Origin of the sequence: Cupriavidus sp. 2SB, assembly GCF_005503625.1 — a bacterium.
Taxonomy (GTDB): Bacteria; Pseudomonadota; Gammaproteobacteria; order Burkholderiales; family Burkholderiaceae; genus Cupriavidus.
Genome location: NZ_SCMX01000109.1, coordinates 1 through 17,092 on the forward strand (window position 1 = coordinate 1; position 17,092 = coordinate 17,092).

The following is a 17,092-nucleotide window of genomic DNA, read 5'->3' on the forward strand; positions in this document are numbered from 1 at the left end:
GGTCCATGCCTTGCATCTTGCTGTGGTCCATGCCCTGCATTGAGCCCTGGTCCATGCCTTGCATCTTGCTGTGGTCCATGCCCTGCATCGAGCCCTGGTCCATGCCCTGCATCGAGCCCTGGTCCATGCCCTGCATCTTGCTGTGGTCCATGCCCTGCATCGAGCCCTGGTCCATGCCTTGCATCTTGCTGTGGTCCATGCCCTGCATTGAGCCCTGGTCCATGCCTTGCATCTTGCTGTGGTCCATGCCCTGCATCGAGCCCTGGTCCATGCCCTGCATCTTGCTGTGGTCCATGCCCTGCATTGAGCCTTGTCCTGCGCTCGGCGTTGAGCCCTGCTTCTTCGCGGTTGGGGCTGTCGCCTTCTGGGGGCGTGAATCCGGCGTTGCTTCGTTTGCCGGCGCACCATCGTTGTTTGAACTGTTGGGCGAATGCGAGTGCTGTGCCCACGCGGCGCTCATTCCTGCAGTGAGCAGGGCGGCGACTGCAATTCGTGTGTACTTGTACATGGGATCTGGTAGTCGGTTGAAGAGAGTCGGATCAGGCCACAAGTACTTCGCGGAACATCCCGGCATCCATGTGCAACATAAGGTGGCAGTGCCATGCCCAGCGGCCCAATGCGTCGGCGGTTACCAGGAAGCTGATCCGCTGCGCAGGTTGGACCGGAATGGTATGTCGCCGGGCCTGGAACGAACCGTCAGGCGACTCGAGCTCACTCCACATGCCGTGCAGGTGCATCGGGTGAGTCATCATCGTGTCGTTGTGCAGAATCACGCGCAGTCGTTCACCGTACTTGAAACGGACCGGTGTGGATTTGCCGTACTCAACACCATCGATTGACCAGGAGTAGCGTTCCATGTTGCCGGTGAGGTGCAGTTCAACTTCCCGAGCAGGACCGCGCTTGTCGAGGGGGCCGCCAATGGTATGTTGATCGGCCAGCGTCAGAACGCGGCGGCCGTTGTTACGCAGACCGATGCCAGGGTCGTCGAGATTCGTTCTGGCCATGTCCACGCGCATGTCCGTGTTCGCGCCATATTCGGTCTTGGCGTGCCGAGCCTTCGTGCTGGGGACCTTGAGCGAAGCATCCATGGCCATGCCGCCCATCGCGTGCTGGCTATGGTCCATGGTCATGGCCCCATGGTTCATGCCAGCCATGCTGCCTTGGTTCATGCCGCCCATGTCCATCTTGCTGTGGTCCATGCCACCCATGCCACCCATGCCACCCATCATGTCGCTCATGGTGAGCCACTCGGGCTTGTCCACGGCCGGCACCTGGGCGTTGAGTCCTGCGCGCACCGCGAGTGTGCCGCGGGCGTAGCCAGTGCGATCCATGGATTGGGAGAAGATCGTATAGGCGTCGTCTCGCGGTTCCACCAGCACGTCGTAGGTCTCGCCGGGACCAAAGCGGAACTCGTCAACGCTTACGGGTTCCAGGTTCTGGCCGTCGACTTGAATGACCTTGAGCTTCAGGCCGGGAATACGTACGTCATAGAACGTATTCCCGGACCCATTGATGAACCGCAGGCGTACCTTCTCACCGGGCTTGAACAAGCCAGTCCAATTGCCAGCGGGGGTAACGCCATTGGTCAGATAGGTCAGTGTGGCACCGGAAAGATCCGCCAGGTCGGTCGGATTCATCCGCATCTCGTTCCACATCTTGCGCTTCTCGAAAGCGCTCTTCACACCGTCGTTTGAAACGTCGCGGAAAAAATCGAAGACGGTGGGCTTGATGTAGTTGTAGTAGTCGCTCTGAACCTTCAGTTTCGACAGGACTCGCATGGGGTCCTCGTCGGTCCAGTCCGAGAGCAGAATGGTGTAGTCCCTGTCGGCTCGCACACCGTCCACGCCGGTGGCCGGATCAATCACGATGCCGCCATACACACCGGTCATTTCCTGGAAGCCGGAATGCGAGTGATACCAGTAGCTGCCGGTTTGTTCGACCTTGAACTGGTAGGTAAATGTCTCGCCGGGGGCGATACCGGCAAAGCTGATTCCCGGTACGCCGTCCATCTGGAACGGCAGGATGATGCCGTGCCAGTGGATTGACGTGTGCTCGTGCAAGCGGTTCGTGACGCGGATCGTCACGGTGTCGCCTTGCCGCCAGCGCAACGTCGGACCGGGAAGCATCCCATTGATAGTTGTCGCCACCCGCGGCGTACCGGTAAAGTTGACAACCGATTCGGCGATGACAAGGTCAAACTCCGTCCCCGTCAATACCGGGGCGGTGCCGGATGAAGCGCTTTCGGGGAGTCCCGATGATTGTGCCCACGCAGTTCCGCCCAAAGCACTCAGCCCCGCCATTACCCCGCCGGCGGCCAAACCTTGTACGAAACGGCGGCGTGGCAGGTTGGGCAGCAAGATGCCAGACAGTCGATCACGTCGCATGAAAATAGTCCTTTTCGCTTGAATGGCCGCTTCGGTTTTTGCGGCAGGTCAAAGAGTAGCGAGATGCTGGCTACCGACGACTTACCTGAACATTACATTCCGGACAGGTTGGGGTCACCTCGGTGCGTACTGGGTAGACTACGCCGAAGATAAAAATTTGTATTAACAAAACCCGGCCGATCGCGTTGGGAGGAGGTTGGGTAATGAAACTGCTGGTAGTGGAAGATGAAGTCAAGACGGGGGAGTATCTCCGGCAGGGCCTGACCGAGGCGGGGTTCGTGGTCGACCTGGTCGCCAATGGACTCGATGGTCAACACTTTGCGGTCAATGAAACCTACGATCTCATCATCCTCGATGTCATGCTGCCCGACGTCGACGGATGGCATATTCTGCATGCCATCCGCGCGTCAGGGAACGCGGTCCCGGTCTTGTTTCTGACGGCGCGAGACAGTGTTGCCGATCGCGTGCGAGGCCTCGAGCTCGGCGCGGATGACTATCTGGTCAAGCCATTTGCCTTTTCGGAGCTGCTTGCCAGGGTCAGGACGCTGCTGCGTCGAGGCGCGGTGCAACTAGCGATGGACCGGATTCAAGTGGCCGATCTGATTCTGGATCTGAGCCGGCGGCGAGCGTCTCGCGGTGGGCGACGCATCACGCTGACCAGTAAGGAATTCGCCTTGCTCGAGTTGTTTGCGCGTCGAAGGGGGGAGGTGCTTCCCCGATCCCTCATTGCCTCCCAGGTGTGGGACATGAACTTCGATAGCGATAGTAACGTGATCGACGTGGCGATCCGGCGCCTGCGGGCAAAAATCGATGACGGCTTTGAAGTAAAGCTGATCCAGACTGTGCGCGGCATGGGATACGTCCTCGAGGCACCTGAGGATCCTCTATGAGGCACCGTCTGTCCCTGACTGTTCGGCTGACCATCCTGTTCTCGCTTTCCTCCGCAGTGGTCCTGCTCGGACTTGGCGTGCTTATCTGGCTGGCGATGGACCGGCACTTCGCCAACGAAGATTTTGTGGTGCTGGGGGACAACATCCGTCTGATTGAACGCGTCGCGGATGAAACTCCTGTGGAACGTCTGCCTGCGCGCCTGCAGGAGTTGGTGGAGCACCATCCCGGCTTTGTCGCACGGGTGCAGACCGCGCAAGGCAAGACGATTTTTGCCACGCGGGATTTCGATTTCAGGCCGGCGGAGAGCGCTACGAACGAGGGGCCGAACTCCGAAGGCACCTTCGTGTGGCAGCAGGAAACCAAGCACTACCGCGGCATGCGAGCGGAGGTGCCCGTTTTAGGCTCGGATGTGGGCGCCTTGAAAGTGGTCGTCGGAATGGACACGGAGATTCATGCACACTTTATGCATGCCTTCCGCCGGTCCTTGGCTTTCTATACAACGCTCGCTGCTTTCGCTAGCGGCTTGCTGGGCTGGTGGGCTGCGCGCCGCGGTCTGGCGCCACTGCGCATGATGGCATCGCGCGCTAAAGATGTGACGGCGAACCGATTGGATGCGCGCATGCCGGTGGCCGCGGTGCCAGTCGAGATGGCGGATCTCGCGGCGACATTGAACGCGATGCTCGAGCGTCTGCAGAACGATTTTCAACGGTTGTCGGAATTTTCGTCAGATCTGGCGCACGAGTTGCGCACCCCGATTACCAACCTCATGACGCAGACACATGTCGTTCTGTCCCAGCCGCGTGACGCCGCAAAGTATCGCGATGTGCTGACCTCAAACGCCGAGGAATTGCAGCGTCTTGGACGGATGGTCTCGGATATGCTGTATCTGGCAAAAATGGAGCACGGCATCACGCTGCCCAATGAGGAGTCGATCGATATTGCCGATGAAGTGCTGGCACTCTTCGACTTCTACGACGCGCTGGCCGAGGACAAGGGGGTCAACCTGCAACTGCAGGGGAACGCCAAATTAGCGGGCGACCGTCTGATGATGCGTCGGGCGCTCAGCAACCTCTTATCCAATGCGCTGCGTTACACCGCGGAGGGTCGTCAGATCCTGGTGTCTGTACGGGAGCACGGAACTGATGCCATGATCGTGGTGGAGAATGAGGGCGAGGAAATCCGGCCGGATCTGCTTCCTTACATTTTTGATCGGTTTTTTCGGGCAGATAAGTCCAGGACGCGACTGGATTCGGACAGTGTCGGACTGGGACTGTCGATCACCAAGGCGATCGTGGTTGCGCATGGCGGAAAAATTGCCGCGGACTGTTCCGGCGGAAAAACCCGTTTCACCATGACGTTCCCGCATGGTCGCCTCGGACTGACCTGAGGCCCGCGCAAGGGCCTCGCGCACAGCAGCGCTGCCTGGGGTGGGCTGCCGTGCTGGTCAGCTTGCGCCGCGAGGCGGAAGCAAGTGACCCGATGGGCTTTCAAATCTTACTGCAGTGGAGGCAAGCGTTGCGTCGAATTAGATATGGAATCGTTGGGCTGGCGAGCTTATCGGGGCTTGTCGCTCACGCACACATCATCCCCATCCCGGACGTGCAACCTGCCGCGGCCGCCTATCTGGCGCCGGGCGCGTCGGGAAAGACATGGCCGGCGACGGAGTGGGTCGTGGAGGTGGACCGTCTCGACGGCCAGCCTGCGAGCCGTGCCGTCCGGACCGGTGAGTCGGTTTCGCTCAGCTTGCGAAACCTGGGTGAAAAAAGCATCGACGTCGCTGTCGTGCTATCGCAGAGCGAAGCCATGACGCCAATGGCGAATAGTCAGCCCGTGACGATTCATTTGCTTGCGGGGGAACGGCAGGAATGGAGAATGCAGGCAACGAGGCCGTTGCGGATTTTCGTTTCTGCATCCCCCGAGTGGGCGAAGTAGGGCGCGCAACGCGCCCTGGCAGCATCAGCCCCCTTCGCTGTGGCCCTTCCTGAGGGCTTCGTCGAGCCTGAAAATCTCGTTGCCCTTCATGATGATTTTCGTGCCATCCCTGGTCTCCATGACCTTGCCTTCCGGCATGTTCATGGACTTGCCGAACTTGTTCTCCATGCCCATCTTGCCGTCCTTGAAAACGTGCACCTTCGAGCCGTCCTGCAAATCGTAGGTTTTAACGACATTGCTCATATCGACCGCCGCCGCACTCAGCGATACGGCAGCAATGAAGGCTCCGACCATCAGTTTTTGTTTCATCGTTTAGATCTCCAGGTTATGGTCCTGCACTAGGGCGCATTGGGTCCACCATGTTGTGGAACAACAGGTTCAGTGGACCTTGTCTTCTTGTCATCTTCGCAACCCGCCTGTTGACTGTCCGGTGCAGATGCCGGCGTCGATCGGTCCGGCGGCTGGCTCGTCGCCTTCGGCGGCGTAACATGCTTCATCGAGTGATGCCGGGGATTGGCCGCCAACACCAATAGCTGGACCTCATCCCCGTCGTCGCGGCGTTCGGCCTTGATGCCATCAATGCCCAGTCCAGTCGGTGTCTCGGCAACCCATGCCAGTTGTATTGCCCACACCTGTCCCGGCACAAGGCAGATGGCTGCGCCAACGGACAAGAGGAGTGGCATGCCTGCTTTCATTCGCATCCTGACATTACAAGTAGCGGATGGGGCGTTCGAGAACTGTCTTTTCAATTTAATTTTATTCCCGGACCCGAGCAGCGGGCCGTATAGAGCGAAAATGTAATCCTCCCGAAAGATTGATGTTAACGAGGTAACACTGGCGGGGAAGAAATTGAAGATACAGTTTCATACGGTAATGAATACAAATCTTTTCCTGCGTTGATCGCGCCAATGCAAAGGCAAACGTCTGGAGCTTGGATTGGATATTGAAAAATTTAAGAGCATTGCATCGCTTCTGATGCGGTAATACTTGAAGCCGCTCTGAAAGAACTATGTCATGTGGCGGTTAGATTCCCGTCATTTAACGATTGGATGCGCATTCTTCGTGGATGCGCGTGGGCATTGCGGCGTGGCAGCGGATTTCACCTGTGGATTCAACCGGTCAACGCAACAGCTTGATGGAGTCGTTCAGCCGGCGTACCGAAGTTTAGTGTCTTGCGCGGGCGTTCATTGAGACGCCTCGCTACAGCATCGAACTTGATATCGGGTGCGTGCAGGCCTGCGCATTCGCAGCGGCGATGGTGGCCTCAGAAAGCCCCAGCACGCAAGGGAGATCTGTGCGCTGTGTGCCACGATTTGCGAAAGGTGCGAGAAGGAATGCAGCAAGCACGGTGCGTCGCATTGACTTGTCAGTTTTGCGGCGTCTGCAATGCGAGGGACTCAGTACGAGGAGTTAACCGGAAACTGTCGGGGGGATTACATTGAGATCCGGCGCGATCCTTAGGCCTCACTTGACGGTAGGATCTCGCTTGGCCTAGCCGACGACGCCATCGTTGGACACTAATGCGTCGCAGGGTGGCGGGAACGAAGCGTTTGGCGTGGACGTGGTGGCGAATGCGAATTACACTCATTTCCGAATGAATATCCGGGGTGCCTCCATGTTTTGCCGAGTTCTGAGCCGTTGGCCGATTGCACTGCTGCTGACGATCAGCGCGTTGTTCACGAACTTTGTCCACGCCGCGGAGGCCTTCGACGCCAAAGCCCGGCAGATTTGGCAACTCCTGGACTACGTCGCGGTTGACTACGGCGGTGCGGTGGACGATGGCAAGGTGCTCAATGGATCCGAATATGCGGAGATGCAGGAGTTTGCGGCCACAGCGGAGCGCCAACTGGGAGAGTTGCCTCAGGGTCCCGCCACTCAATCGCTACGCGAGCAGGCAGCGTCATTGCGCGAGGCAGTCGCGAACAAGGCCACAGCGGTTGCCGTGGCGCAAATCGCCCACGAACTCGCGGCCGCTGTACAGCGCGCGTACCCTTTTCCAGTGGCGCCTGCCAAAGTACCCGATCTAAGTCGGGGCGCTCAGCTGTTCCAGGCGCAGTGCGCAAGTTGCCATGGCGCGCAGGGGCGTGGTGATGGGCCGCTGGCTGCGACGCTCGATCCGAAGCCAACCGATCTGACCGATCATCTGCGCGCGCAGGAGCGAAGCCTCTTCGCGCTGCATCAAGTGCTCAGCAACGGTGTTACCGGCACCGCCATGCCAAGTTTCGGCGCGCTGCCAGACGACGACAGGTGGGCCACTGCCTTCTTTGTCGGGTCGCTGTCGTACACCGGTGATTTCGCGTGCCGAACTCTACGTCAGCGAGCCGTTTGCCGATCCGACGCTCCCTGCGTTCTCAGCGCAGATGAGACAGGTCGGGCATGATTTGCAAGACTCGACCGTTCGGTATCTTGCGACCAGATTTTCGTGGCAGGCTTAAGGAAACGTCCCTATGAATCCGGATATCTACCGCGCGCGCGAGGCCGAGGCGCAGGCCGCGCTGGACGCTGCGGCCGACTACCAACTCACAGCACACGCGACCGCGCGCGGCGCCTTGCGGGCTATTGATCTGGACGGTGCACAGGCTCTAATGGGCCAGTCTGGCGGATGGATTGCACTGGGCAACGCAGCTGCTGTCGACCTCGCTGGTAATCAGGCTGCCGCGGAATTTGCCGAGGCGCTGGCGCAGCGCGATGCGCCCGACCCCAACGACGATCCCTACGGCCGGAATTTGGGTCTGGACCGCGACGCGTGGCTGCGGGAAATGCTGCACCAGGCCGGCGGCCTTGTGGGCGGCTACCTGTAGGTAAAGGGCGCCGATGGACATACGAGTCGCCGCCCGTGGCCGACAGGATGGCAGCAATGCAGAAAATCTTCGTTGACGCGCTCGCTGCACGCCCCTTCATGCAGCTTGGCAATCGTGAGAAAACGCCCCTGTGACCGGAAGCGCCACGCCCGAGCGTGAGAACACGGGCCGATCTGGCATAATCCACGGCAAGGTTGCTTAGGTCAGGGGCGGTTGCGGGCAGTTCGACCCTGCTGGGTGCCTCATACCTGGTCTTTTATTTTCTCCTGCTGGTGGTGCTTGACTTCGTCAAGCTGCGCGGTATGACAAATATTAACTCGACATCAACTGGTGTCGGAAAGGCCGAAGGTGAAGGTATGGGCAAAAACTCTCTGGATTTCGTGAAGCTGTCTGTGTTGTCTGTGTTGGAAACGATTCACGGGCTGGGTATGAGTGCACTTGTGGCTGTAGCGCTGCCCTAAGCAACTTTGGCAAAAGCCGCCTCCGGGCGGCTTTTTTTTACGCCACCGCCTCCATGCCGATGGAACAGCAACCGTCAGGTGCCAACTCCGGCCACTTCAAAGATCTCAGCGAAGTTCTTGCGATCCCTGTCCTTGTCCTGAGTCGTCTCTGAATTGGCTTGGACTTGCGATGTGCGTCACGGACCCCGACAAGGGCAACGAAGGCATCTCCGCGATCTTTATCGATCTGGACAGCCCGGGAGTGACACTCGATACCGCCTGCGTGCCCATCACCGGCCAGTACGTGGACGCCGACATCATCCTCGACAATGTCCGCGTGCCACGCTGCAACTGCATCGGCGGCGAAGGCAACGGTTTCCGGCTTGCGATGAACCGGATCAGCCTCAACCGCCTATTGCACTGCCCGACCATGATCGGCCTGGCCCGCCAGGCGCTGCGCTTGTCCATTGACTACGCGAACACGCGCCGCCAGTTCGGCGGCCCGATCATGCGATTCCAGGCCATCCAGCACATGCTGGCGGACATGGCGTCCAGCCTGTTTGCCTGCGAGAGCATGGTGCTGGCTGCCGCGCGCCGTGCCGATGCAGGCAGTGACGTCCGCATGGAGGCGTCGATGTGCAAGCTCTTCGTCTCGGAAGCCTGCTTCCAGATCGCGGACAAGGCCGTGCAGATTCATGGCAACGTGGGTGTCACGAAGAACCATCCGGTCGAGTTCATCTTCCGCAGGCTCCGGCTATACCGCATCGTCACGGGAACCAGCGAAATCCAGCGTAACACGATCGCCAAGGAAATCCTGCAGAGGCATGGGTCTTGAATGCGCACGTGCAATCCTGATCGCGACGTCCACGCCAGCATCAAGCGGGGTCAACAGGCTGTTCGCCGAGAACCGCTTCGGCTGCGACCTCTGGATGCATGTCAACATACCGTGCGGTCATCCCACCCGAGATGCATCGCGCCGCAGGTTGCCGGAACTGCGAAGCGACCCGCGTTGCGCGTCAATCCTGCGAATCACTGGCCTCGTGGCTTGACTTGTCCAGTGCTTTCTAATATTTGCTTGCAACGTGCGTAATTGGTGCGACGGGATGCGCGGAGGGTGGCGGATTCTGTTCGGCGTCTCCCCGACTTGGTTGGGATTCAGGTACAGAGGCGTCTACGTCCGGAATGAGGGGAGTTCGGTCACGAACGTCTACCAACCAAATGGCCCCTAATGGCCGACAAGCGACCGCCTGCCGGCCGATGTAAAGGTCAGACTTCGGTTTGCTCTGCAATCTCCAAAGCGTCATCAACCTCAATGCCCAAATACCTGACGGTGCTCTCGAGCTTGGTATGACCGAGGAGCAGTTGGACGGCTCTTAAGTTCTTGGTCCGTCGGTAGATCAAAGAGACCTTCGTTCGCCGGATTGAATGCGTCCCATAAGCGGAGGTGTCCAGGCCGATCGAGGCTACCCACCGATGGACCAATCGGGCATATTGTCGGGTCGATATATGGGGCGAAGAATGCAAACGACTGGGGAAGAGAAAGTCGCCGCAGCTCAATCCCCGTGCATGTATCCAGGCCTGGAGGCATTCGCGAGTCGGGCCAGTAATCTCAAACTGCACCGGTCGATGGGTCTTTTGCTGCATGACCGTCGCACGCATGCCAACTTGTCTTCCTACGCTGACATCCTGAACGCGGAGACGGATCAGATCGCAAGCGCGCAGTTTGCTGTCGATGGCGAGGTTGAACATCGCCAAGTCTCTCGTGTTTGCGGTGAGCTGAAGGCGCGTACGGATGGCCCAGATCTCGGATAGCTTCAACGGAGGTTTCTGCCCCGTCAGTCTTCCCTTGTTCCACGGGTCGTGGTGGGTGACAGATGTTTGGGAGGTAGTCATGACTAGCTCCTAGAGTTGATGGGAGCCCATTTTGCGCTTGTGCCGGAGCCCCTCAAGTTGTGGGCGCTGGGCGCTAGTCCCACTCCACCTCCGAAACCAGTTCGGCCGAGACGACCCCTTCAACGCACATCTGGTAGAGCTTTCGGTAGCACAGCGGACATGGCGCACAGTCCAAGGCCTGGTTGCCTCCGATTTCGAAGTGCAGTTCGCGAATCCGGACGGGGCCCCCGCATTTGCAGACGAGAATCTGGGTATGGTCATCCATCGCTTATCTCCGTGGCAGAAGGGGATTGCAGCATGTGACGGCCGGAGGCTTCCTCGGATCAGCGAGATACTGATCGTCATGAGCGCGCGCCCGAAGGCACCGCAGGCTCCGAAGAGCCGAAGCATAGGACCAAAATTTTCGTGCGGGGGCAGCTTCGGATCTTGCCGATTCGTTGGTTGCCGAGACTCAATCGCCGAGTTCCTGTGCGGGACGCAGGGGGCGTCTCGGTGAGCGGGCCGTGACCGACCCTTCATATCACACCCGAAAGCAGCCATTCAGCGTGGTATCGTTGACCGCTTCGAGTCTTTGGGACCAAAGCAATATGGCCACGCTTGACCTCATCGGGGTTGCAATTCAGTTCAAGGATTGGGAAAAGCCATGGACGTTCTATTCGGTTGTGTTGGACCACATCTCACATGATTCCGACGACCGCGCCATTTTCGAGCGGATATGGGCAGAAGCGTGTCGTCCGGAACATTGGCAGTACGTCGACATTTCGAAATGCTCTGATGCGTGTGATCACGGGCTCGAGATTGGATTTTCATGGCTGCCCGAGGAGGCGCGTGTGCAGTTCGTGCGAGCAGCATCATTCCAATGGAAATGACGCGAAAACTCGGAAGGCCTTCGGTCGCCGGCGCTCGCGCGCAGCACCGTTACAGCAGGCGTTCTCCGGGCGGTTGAGAGCATCAGAGCTAGATAGGTACACAGATTGCTCTAAGCTTGCAGCCGAGCGCATCTTCGAGTTGCGATTCTTGCTCACCCGATAGGGTGCGTAGATTCGGATTCATCGCCTCAAGTACGAGCCGTCCAAATGCTGTCGGCCACAAATATCTGAGATCGTTCAATGAGACGGTAGCCTGACAGCAGCAGTCTTGACCAGCAGGTCAGGTAGTCTGCCCACAGCGAAATCATCCATCTTGGTCACCCACCAGTCTTCGATGTCCACATCGCAATTGGGACAAGCCACGCTAGACCAATTTGCTCCGGGGTGAAAAATTCGACGTCCTGCTTGAATAAGAACGTAATCTCATCGGCATTGGGAGCGAATTGCGAGAAGAGCGCGCGCGCAACTTCTGCTGCCAATTCAATCGGCCTGAACTCGGGGTCGAGGGGAACACGCCATGCCCGTCCGCTCATCACGAGGGAGTCAAAGCTCAAACGTCGGATCGCCCGCCCACGCGAGAAAGCTGCGCACGACAGTAGCCTCAGTTCCGTCACTGAACCGGATGATCATCGCGCCGTCTTCGTCGGCGACCGACTCCACGCCTGGCAGTGAACGTGTAAGGACCTTGGCCTCTTCGTCAACCGTATTCGGTGCGTCGCCATTGACAGGAGCCTCAATGATCTTAATCTGATCCACCGTCTGGTGGCTCACCGATCCGGTTTTCGTCATCGTCGCTGCGGCGACGCGGTGCCCCTTCGATGCCAGGTTGGCTCCCGCCAAGGTTCGCGAGTCGTTTGGCGGCTTCACGCTGGATCAAGGCCTTTAGCGCCTCGCGCACAAGTGCCGTTTTCTCTTCCAGCCCCGTATAGGCACGGGCCTTGGCCAGCAGTTCATCGTCAAGCGTAATCGTCGTACGCATAGGAATCTCCGCAAGTACCGGCACAGACTATAGCATCCAATGATGTCGATTTTGGTGCGCACTTACATTGGGAATGCGGGCGTTTTGCCACCACAGGCCTGCAAAATCGGTGTGTCCACTGCAGGCCAATTCTTGTCTGCCGCCGATACCTGTGGTCTGCGTTCTGTCTCCAGTCCGTGCCGCGCGGGCTCCGACGCTTGGAGCCGCCATGGCTGCAACCGTTCCGCCTGAGTCGCCTGCGACCGCGCCTGCACCTCGGCCACTTCGTTTCCTGCGCGCCGTGACGGCGTGCGCCAAGGCGGCCCCGGCGTGGCGCACGCCGTCACGGCGCGCTAAGCGGCCGTGCGGCAAGGTGTCGCTCCACCCACTGCGCCCAGGGCGCGTCGAGTTGGCCGGCCAGCGTGGCGAGTACCAGGCGGATGTCCAGGTGGTGACAATGCGTCAGCAACCGCTCGAGGACGGGACGGCGGACGGTGCGCAGCGCGCCGAGGACGAGCCGCATGCCTTCGGGCGAACTCATGGTGCAGTCGCTTACCAGTTCCAGGATCGCACGCTCGGGCACCGACACCCGTACCGCCGGATGGTGATCGGGCAGGGCAGTGATCCCGAAATCTGCCGGTAGGCGCCGATCGAACAGCGCGCACCCCTGGTAGGTATAGGCATAGACGGCGTCCACCCAACGCGGCAGGGTGGTGGGCGCCTCGCCCCAAGATGAGCCGTGGGCGCAGGGCCACGAAGTGTCGCACGCCCTGCCAGTCCAGCGCGGTGCGGCCGCCCACGTGCAGCCCCGGGCGTTGCCAGCAGAGCCAGGCTAACCATGGAGGTGGAAGTCGTATTCGCAGCATTGCCGGAGGGGGCAGTCATCGGAAGGTGTTCGAAGCGGCCCTGCGAAGGGCAAGTACCGGGGGGCTCGGCTCAATTATCCACTTCTCTCACGGATTTCATCCCCGGGCCCGGTTTACTGGGAAATCGTTCAACGAAGACATTCGCGTGCGGGGCAATGACGCGATTGGGTTTGGCACTCCTTGGTGGGAAGAGGGGGTGGAGAGAACCATCCCGACGCTGTGTGTACCGAGCACGGTGTATATATCGACGATATCCTCGTAATTGACCACGGTGTCCTCGTTGCCCCAGGAGAGTTGAGCGATGCGGACGAGTTGCTAGCTAGTTCGTGATCTATGGTTGCTAGGAGACATCTATGACAGGTATTCATCTCAGGACGCGACTGTGCGAGCTGCTCGATATCAACTACCCCATTTGTCTCGCAGGGATGGGATCTCAAGGTCGTGCAACGCCTCCGGCCCTTGTCGCCGCGGTGTCGGAAGCCGGAGGATTGGGCGTTATCGGTGCCGCAGGACTATCGCCTTCGCGGCTACGTGCAGTCATCCGAGAGGCTCGCGCGTTGACGGCTAAGCCCATTGGCGTCAACCTTGTATTGCCACAAGCCGCTGCGAAGGCCGAGCTGGATAGGGACAGGATCCGGCGAGAGATTATTGAACAGTTCCCTGAGCATGCCGCTTTCGTGCGTGAATTGGCAAAAGGCTTCGGACTTGAACTAGTGGAGCTAGATGGTCGCATTGCCGTGTCTGGCGCGGCGACTGCAGATGGCACAGATGCGGACCTTCGTGGCTCGCGCGCTGACTTGACGCGAAGCTTGATCGACGCGGTTCTAGAGGAAGATGTCCAGGTCTTCGCAGGGGCGGTCGGTGACCTGAAGCTCATCGCGGGGCCTGCGCACGAGAAGCGGATGCTCGTTATGGGACTAGCCACTGGCACGAAGCAAGCTAAAAGCTAGGCGCTCGCCGGCGCAGATCTCCTCATTGCCCAAGGACTGGAGGCCGGCGGCCATGTGGGGCGAATTCCGAATTTTGCGCTGCTTCCTGATGTCATCGATTCTGTTTCTGTCCCCGTCATTGCGGCGGGAGGCATCAGCGATGGCCGGGGCATCGCTGCATCTTTGGCGTTTGGGGCCGTTGGAGTTTGGATGGGAACTGCGTTCCTGGTTGCCGAGGAATGCAATATTCCCGGCGAACATAAGTCCCAGATTCTTGAAGGGCGGCTGGAGGATTTCCGCAGTGACCGGATCTACTCTGGAAGTCCCATGCGCGGATTCCGGAAAGCCACGATCAAGGCTTGGGAGGACTCTGGATTGGAGCCGCTCGCAAATCCGTACCAGAAGGTCTTGATGGATGACTTCAATGCAGCGGCAGCAGCGGCCAGTCGCTGGGACCTGCACAGCAATCCTAGTGGCGTCGGAGGAGGGCTACTGACAGAGGCGAGGCCAGCGCGAGCGATCGTCGCCGAGCTTGTGAATCGCGCTTCGGAGTCAATCTCACGACTGGCCGCCAGTATTTGACAGGCTGGATTGCTATGTGGCGAGGGCGTTCAATCCAAGGATGGCGCTTGCCTCGGCAATAGTTGCCACTGGACGCTCATACTCTTCGCAAAGCGCTTCAATTTGGCGGACTAGGGCAGCGTTTGAAGGGGCGAGAACATCTCGGTCTAGGCGAACGTTGTCCTCAAGACCTGTGCGGCAATGTCCACCCAGTTCGAGCGGCCATCGTGCCATAGTAATTTGGTCTCGCCCAATACCAGCTCCTGTCCAGGTCGCGTTGGGGGAAAGCCTACGCAGCGTCGCCACATAGAACTCCAGGACCTCTCGGTCGACGGGCATTGCGTTCTTGAGGCCCATCACGAATTGGACGTGGAGTTCTCCAGCGATCTTGCCGACCCGCTGCATGTTGGCGGCCTGGAAGATCATCGATAAGTCGAAGGCTTCCACTTCGGGCTTGACGTCGTGCGTCAGTATTTCAGCGGCGAGCCAATCTACCAGTTCTGGCGCGTTGTCGTAGACCCGGGTCGGGAAATTAACTGAGCCCGTGGCACCACGAACAAGGCATACCGCTTGCCCCATGGCAGCCGAAACTCGGCGAAATCAACTTGCGCCTGCCGTCCGGGCGGCGTCTCGAAACGCACGACTGGGCATGAACTGCTGCAGCGGCTCGAGGTGTCACAGTCTGCAGCTTTGGCTGACCGGGATGCGGTACTCGCGTGGCGCGCCAGTAGGGGGGGGCGGCGTGGCCGACTTCAAATTCCTAACAACTTTGTCTTCATTTGCCAAATGGCTCGTGCCCGAAAGTGGGAGTGAATGGCGTTGGCTACGGATTCCTTGCAGCAACCTACACGTCTAGTGGGGTTACAGCAATCGAAATCCCGTCACCAGAGAATCCAGTTTCTCCACGGACTCGTTGACGTTCAAAGCCGCCCGCAAAATGCGGGTGTCCACTGCAGGATAATTCGTCTTATCTGCTATCGTAAATCGGCCGACACCTGCGGCCCGCGTGCTGCCTCCCGCCTCTGCCGTGCCCTCTCCGATACCTGGAGCTGCCATGGCCATGTTCTCGTCCCTTTCCCCTGACTCTGCGCCCGCGCCGCCACATGGCCCCCATAGTCCCCGCGGCCGCTATAGCGTGGTGCGCCCGCGCCTGCACCGCGGCCACTTCGCCTTCCTGCGTGCGGTGGCGCAGGGGCTGTCCGCGCGCGCCATGTGGGCGCGCTACCTCGCCGACGCGGGCGCCTTCGACGACGGCCCGCGCATGCACCGCATGACCGGCTGGATCCGGGCCGAACTCGGGGCGGCGGCCGCGCGTGGCGGCGACTTCGCCCGCGCCCGGCTGCTGCGGCTCGATCTCGCGCCACCTGGCGCCTCGCCGCTGCCGTCGCTGGCCGATTTTGTGCGAGCCGCAGGCCTCGATGGGTTCGCGGAAGCCGAGCAACTGAGTGCCTATGAGGCCGCCTTTGGCCCGGCGTTGGCCCGTCAGCGCCGCCGCAAGGCGTTGCTGCACCGCCAGCTCGACGCGATCCACACACTCGAAGCGCAGGTCGCCCAGCCGGTGTCGCCGGCGGACGGCTGCGAGGCCTGGCTGGTCGAGGCGGTGGCGGCGCGCCTGCATCGTGCTGGCCTGATCACGTTGGGCGATCTGGTGATGTTCATGCAGGCGCGCGGACCGCACTGGTGGCGTCCCTTACGCGGCATCGGGGCGCGCAAGGCGCACGCGATCACCGTGTTCCTGCGTGCCCACGCCGACACGCTCGGCGCCGTGCCGGCGTCCGACCCGAACGAACCGGACGCGATCGACGCGGTGGGTGCGTCAACCCAGGCGAGGGCGGGACCTGCGGAGCCCGTCAGCCCCTGGCTGCCGCTCGAGCGCTTTACGCCTTCGGCTGATCTGGATGGACGCACCGGTACCTACCGTTGCCCGCGCACGCAGTGTCGGCTGGCGGCGGACAACGACCGGGATGCGATCCTCGCGTGGCTCGCCAGCAAGGGCGATGGTGCGGTGGACGTGGAGGGGGCGGAAGGGGCTCTGAACGCGACGCAGCGGGCCTACCGCAAGGAGGCCGAGCGCTTTCTGCTGTGGGCGGTGCTCGCCCGGGGCCGCGCGCTGTCCTCCGTCACGATCGAGGACGCGGTGGCCTACCGGGACTTCCTGCTGGCGCCGCCGGCCGACTGGTGCAGCGCGCACACCGAGCCGCGCTGGAGTGCGCGCTGGCGGCCGCTGGCCGGGCCCCTGTCTGCCGCCTCCTGCGCCTATGCGTTGGGCGTGCTGGGTAACCTGTTTGCGTTTCTGGGCGCGCAGGGCTATCTGAGCGGCAATCCGTGGCGCGCGGTGCGCGCCCCACGTACCGTGGTCACGGGGCTCGATCCCGGGCGCGGCTTCACGGCAGACCAGTGGTCCCTCCTGGTGCGCGTGTTGGCGGCGCTGCCGCCCACCTCGGTCAACCAGCGACTGCAGTTCGCACTGCCCTTGCTGTACGACACCGGCCTGCGCCTGTCTGAACTCGTGGCCGCGACCACCGACGATCTGCGGCAGGAAGGGCTGGCGGGGCAGGGGGGAACCCT

Annotated in this window: 16 protein-coding genes and 4 pseudogenes; 11 read left to right on the forward strand and 9 right to left on the reverse strand. The window is 60.5% G+C overall.

All coding sequences use genetic code 11. From position 1 onward, the window contains the following. Both FFS21_RS32815 and FFS21_RS29540 read right to left on the reverse strand, forming a co-directional pair. Nucleotides 1–304, reverse strand: a pseudogene (locus FFS21_RS32815) (copper resistance protein B); the annotation flags it as partial. A gap of 235 nt (nt 305–539) precedes the next feature. Continuing rightward, a complete protein-coding gene (locus FFS21_RS29540; protein WP_011229403.1) occupies nt 540–2,384 on the reverse strand; it encodes a copper resistance system multicopper oxidase in 1,845 nt (614 codons plus the stop codon). Nucleotides 2,385–2,587: 203 nt separating this feature from the next. On the opposite strand from FFS21_RS29540, the gene FFS21_RS29545 reads away from it, so the two are divergent. Genes FFS21_RS29545 through FFS21_RS29555 form a run of 3 tightly spaced genes read left to right on the forward strand, consistent with a single transcriptional unit; the run spans nt 2,588 to nt 5,207 of the window. After that, a complete protein-coding gene (locus tag FFS21_RS29545; RefSeq protein ID WP_008652575.1) occupies nt 2,588–3,274 on the forward strand; it encodes a heavy metal response regulator transcription factor in 687 nt (228 codons plus the stop codon). Continuing rightward, nucleotides 3,271–4,662 carry a heavy metal sensor histidine kinase gene (locus tag FFS21_RS29550; RefSeq protein ID WP_008652574.1) on the forward strand — a complete coding sequence of 464 codons (1,392 nt, stop codon included), beginning with the start codon at nt 3,271–3,273 and terminating at the stop codon, nt 4,660–4,662. The genes FFS21_RS29545 and FFS21_RS29550 overlap by 4 nt, the downstream gene beginning before the upstream one ends. A gap of 50 nt (nt 4,663–4,712) precedes the next feature. Next, entirely contained in the window at nt 4,713–5,207 is a 495-nt protein-coding gene (locus FFS21_RS29555) for a hypothetical protein (RefSeq protein ID WP_011514844.1), read from the forward strand. A 24-nt stretch (nt 5,208–5,231) separates the two neighbouring features. Here FFS21_RS29555 and copK read toward each other — a convergent pair whose 3' ends face one another. Together copK and FFS21_RS29565 are read right to left on the reverse strand one after the other, a co-directional pair. Beyond that, a complete protein-coding gene (gene copK / locus FFS21_RS29560; protein ID WP_008652571.1) occupies nt 5,232–5,516 on the reverse strand; it encodes a periplasmic Cu(I)/Cu(II)-binding protein CopK in 285 nt (94 codons plus the stop codon). Nucleotides 5,517–5,545: 29 nt separating this feature from the next. Then, nucleotides 5,546–5,902, reverse strand: coding sequence for a Cu(II)/Cu(I) resistance protein CopM (locus FFS21_RS29565; protein ID WP_128646544.1), 357 nt, complete (start codon nt 5,900–5,902; stop codon nt 5,546–5,548). A gap of 529 nt (nt 5,903–6,431) precedes the next feature. On the opposite strand from FFS21_RS29565, the gene FFS21_RS32985 reads away from it, so the two are divergent. The 4 genes and pseudogenes from FFS21_RS32985 to FFS21_RS29590 all read left to right on the forward strand — a co-directional run. Then, a complete protein-coding gene (locus FFS21_RS32985; protein ID WP_111733881.1) occupies nt 6,432–6,569 on the forward strand; it encodes a four-helix bundle copper-binding protein in 138 nt (45 codons plus the stop codon). Between the two features lie 148 nt (nt 6,570–6,717). After that, complete coding sequence (locus FFS21_RS29575) at nt 6,718–7,587, forward strand: c-type cytochrome (protein ID WP_008652570.1); 870 nt, start codon at nt 6,718–6,720, stop codon at nt 7,585–7,587. A gap of 67 nt (nt 7,588–7,654) precedes the next feature. After that, nucleotides 7,655–8,008: a hypothetical protein gene (locus FFS21_RS29580; RefSeq protein ID WP_008652569.1), complete on the forward strand. Its 354-nt coding sequence runs from the start codon at nt 7,655–7,657 to the stop codon at nt 8,006–8,008. A 624-nt stretch (nt 8,009–8,632) separates the two neighbouring features. Beyond that, a pseudogene (locus FFS21_RS29590) lies at nt 8,633–9,283 on the forward strand (acyl-CoA dehydrogenase family protein); the annotation flags it as partial. Between the two features lie 431 nt (nt 9,284–9,714). On the opposite strand, the gene FFS21_RS29595 reads toward FFS21_RS29590, so the two are convergent. After that, the gene (locus FFS21_RS29595; protein WP_008652562.1) at nt 9,715–10,341 is read right to left on the reverse strand and encodes a tyrosine-type recombinase/integrase; all 627 of its coding nucleotides are present in this window, start codon (nt 10,339–10,341) and stop codon (nt 9,715–9,717) included. Nucleotides 10,342–10,928: 587 nt separating this feature from the next. Here FFS21_RS29595 and FFS21_RS29605 point away from each other — a divergent pair. Next, nucleotides 10,929–11,210, forward strand: coding sequence for a hypothetical protein (locus FFS21_RS29605; RefSeq protein ID WP_008652558.1), 282 nt, complete (start codon nt 10,929–10,931; stop codon nt 11,208–11,210). Nucleotides 11,211–11,753: 543 nt separating this feature from the next. Here the strand turns inward: FFS21_RS29605 and FFS21_RS29615 are convergent. The 3 genes and pseudogenes from FFS21_RS29615 to FFS21_RS29625 all read right to left on the reverse strand — a co-directional run. Continuing rightward, nucleotides 11,754–11,966, reverse strand: coding sequence for a hypothetical protein (locus tag FFS21_RS29615; RefSeq protein ID WP_008652556.1), 213 nt, complete (start codon nt 11,964–11,966; stop codon nt 11,754–11,756). Continuing rightward, nucleotides 11,953–12,189: a type II toxin-antitoxin system VapB family antitoxin gene (locus tag FFS21_RS29620; protein ID WP_008652555.1), complete on the reverse strand. Its 237-nt coding sequence runs from the start codon at nt 12,187–12,189 to the stop codon at nt 11,953–11,955. The genes FFS21_RS29615 and FFS21_RS29620 overlap by 14 nt, the downstream gene beginning before the upstream one ends. A 322-nt stretch (nt 12,190–12,511) precedes the next feature. Continuing rightward, nucleotides 12,512–12,886 (reverse strand): annotated as a pseudogene (locus tag FFS21_RS29625) (type IV toxin-antitoxin system AbiEi family antitoxin domain-containing protein); the annotation flags it as partial. A gap of 501 nt (nt 12,887–13,387) precedes the next feature. Here FFS21_RS29625 and FFS21_RS29630 point away from each other — a divergent pair. Next, nucleotides 13,388–13,984 (forward strand): nitronate monooxygenase, encoded by a 597-nt coding sequence (locus FFS21_RS29630; protein ID WP_017511943.1) that lies wholly within the window; start codon nt 13,388–13,390, stop codon nt 13,982–13,984. An 18-nt stretch (nt 13,985–14,002) separates the two neighbouring features. Beyond that, nucleotides 14,003–14,545, forward strand: a pseudogene (locus FFS21_RS29635) (NAD(P)H-dependent flavin oxidoreductase); the annotation flags it as partial. A 12-nt stretch (nt 14,546–14,557) separates the two neighbouring features. Here the strand turns inward: FFS21_RS29635 and FFS21_RS29640 are convergent. Beyond that, complete coding sequence (locus FFS21_RS29640) at nt 14,558–15,103, reverse strand: beta-keto acid cleavage family enzyme (RefSeq protein ID WP_017515406.1); 546 nt, start codon at nt 15,101–15,103, stop codon at nt 14,558–14,560. Nucleotides 15,104–15,578: 475 nt separating this feature from the next. On the opposite strand from FFS21_RS29640, the gene FFS21_RS29645 reads away from it, so the two are divergent. Further along, on the forward strand, nt 15,579–17,092 hold a 1,514-nt coding region (locus FFS21_RS29645), incomplete at its 3' end, for a site-specific integrase (RefSeq protein WP_137928237.1).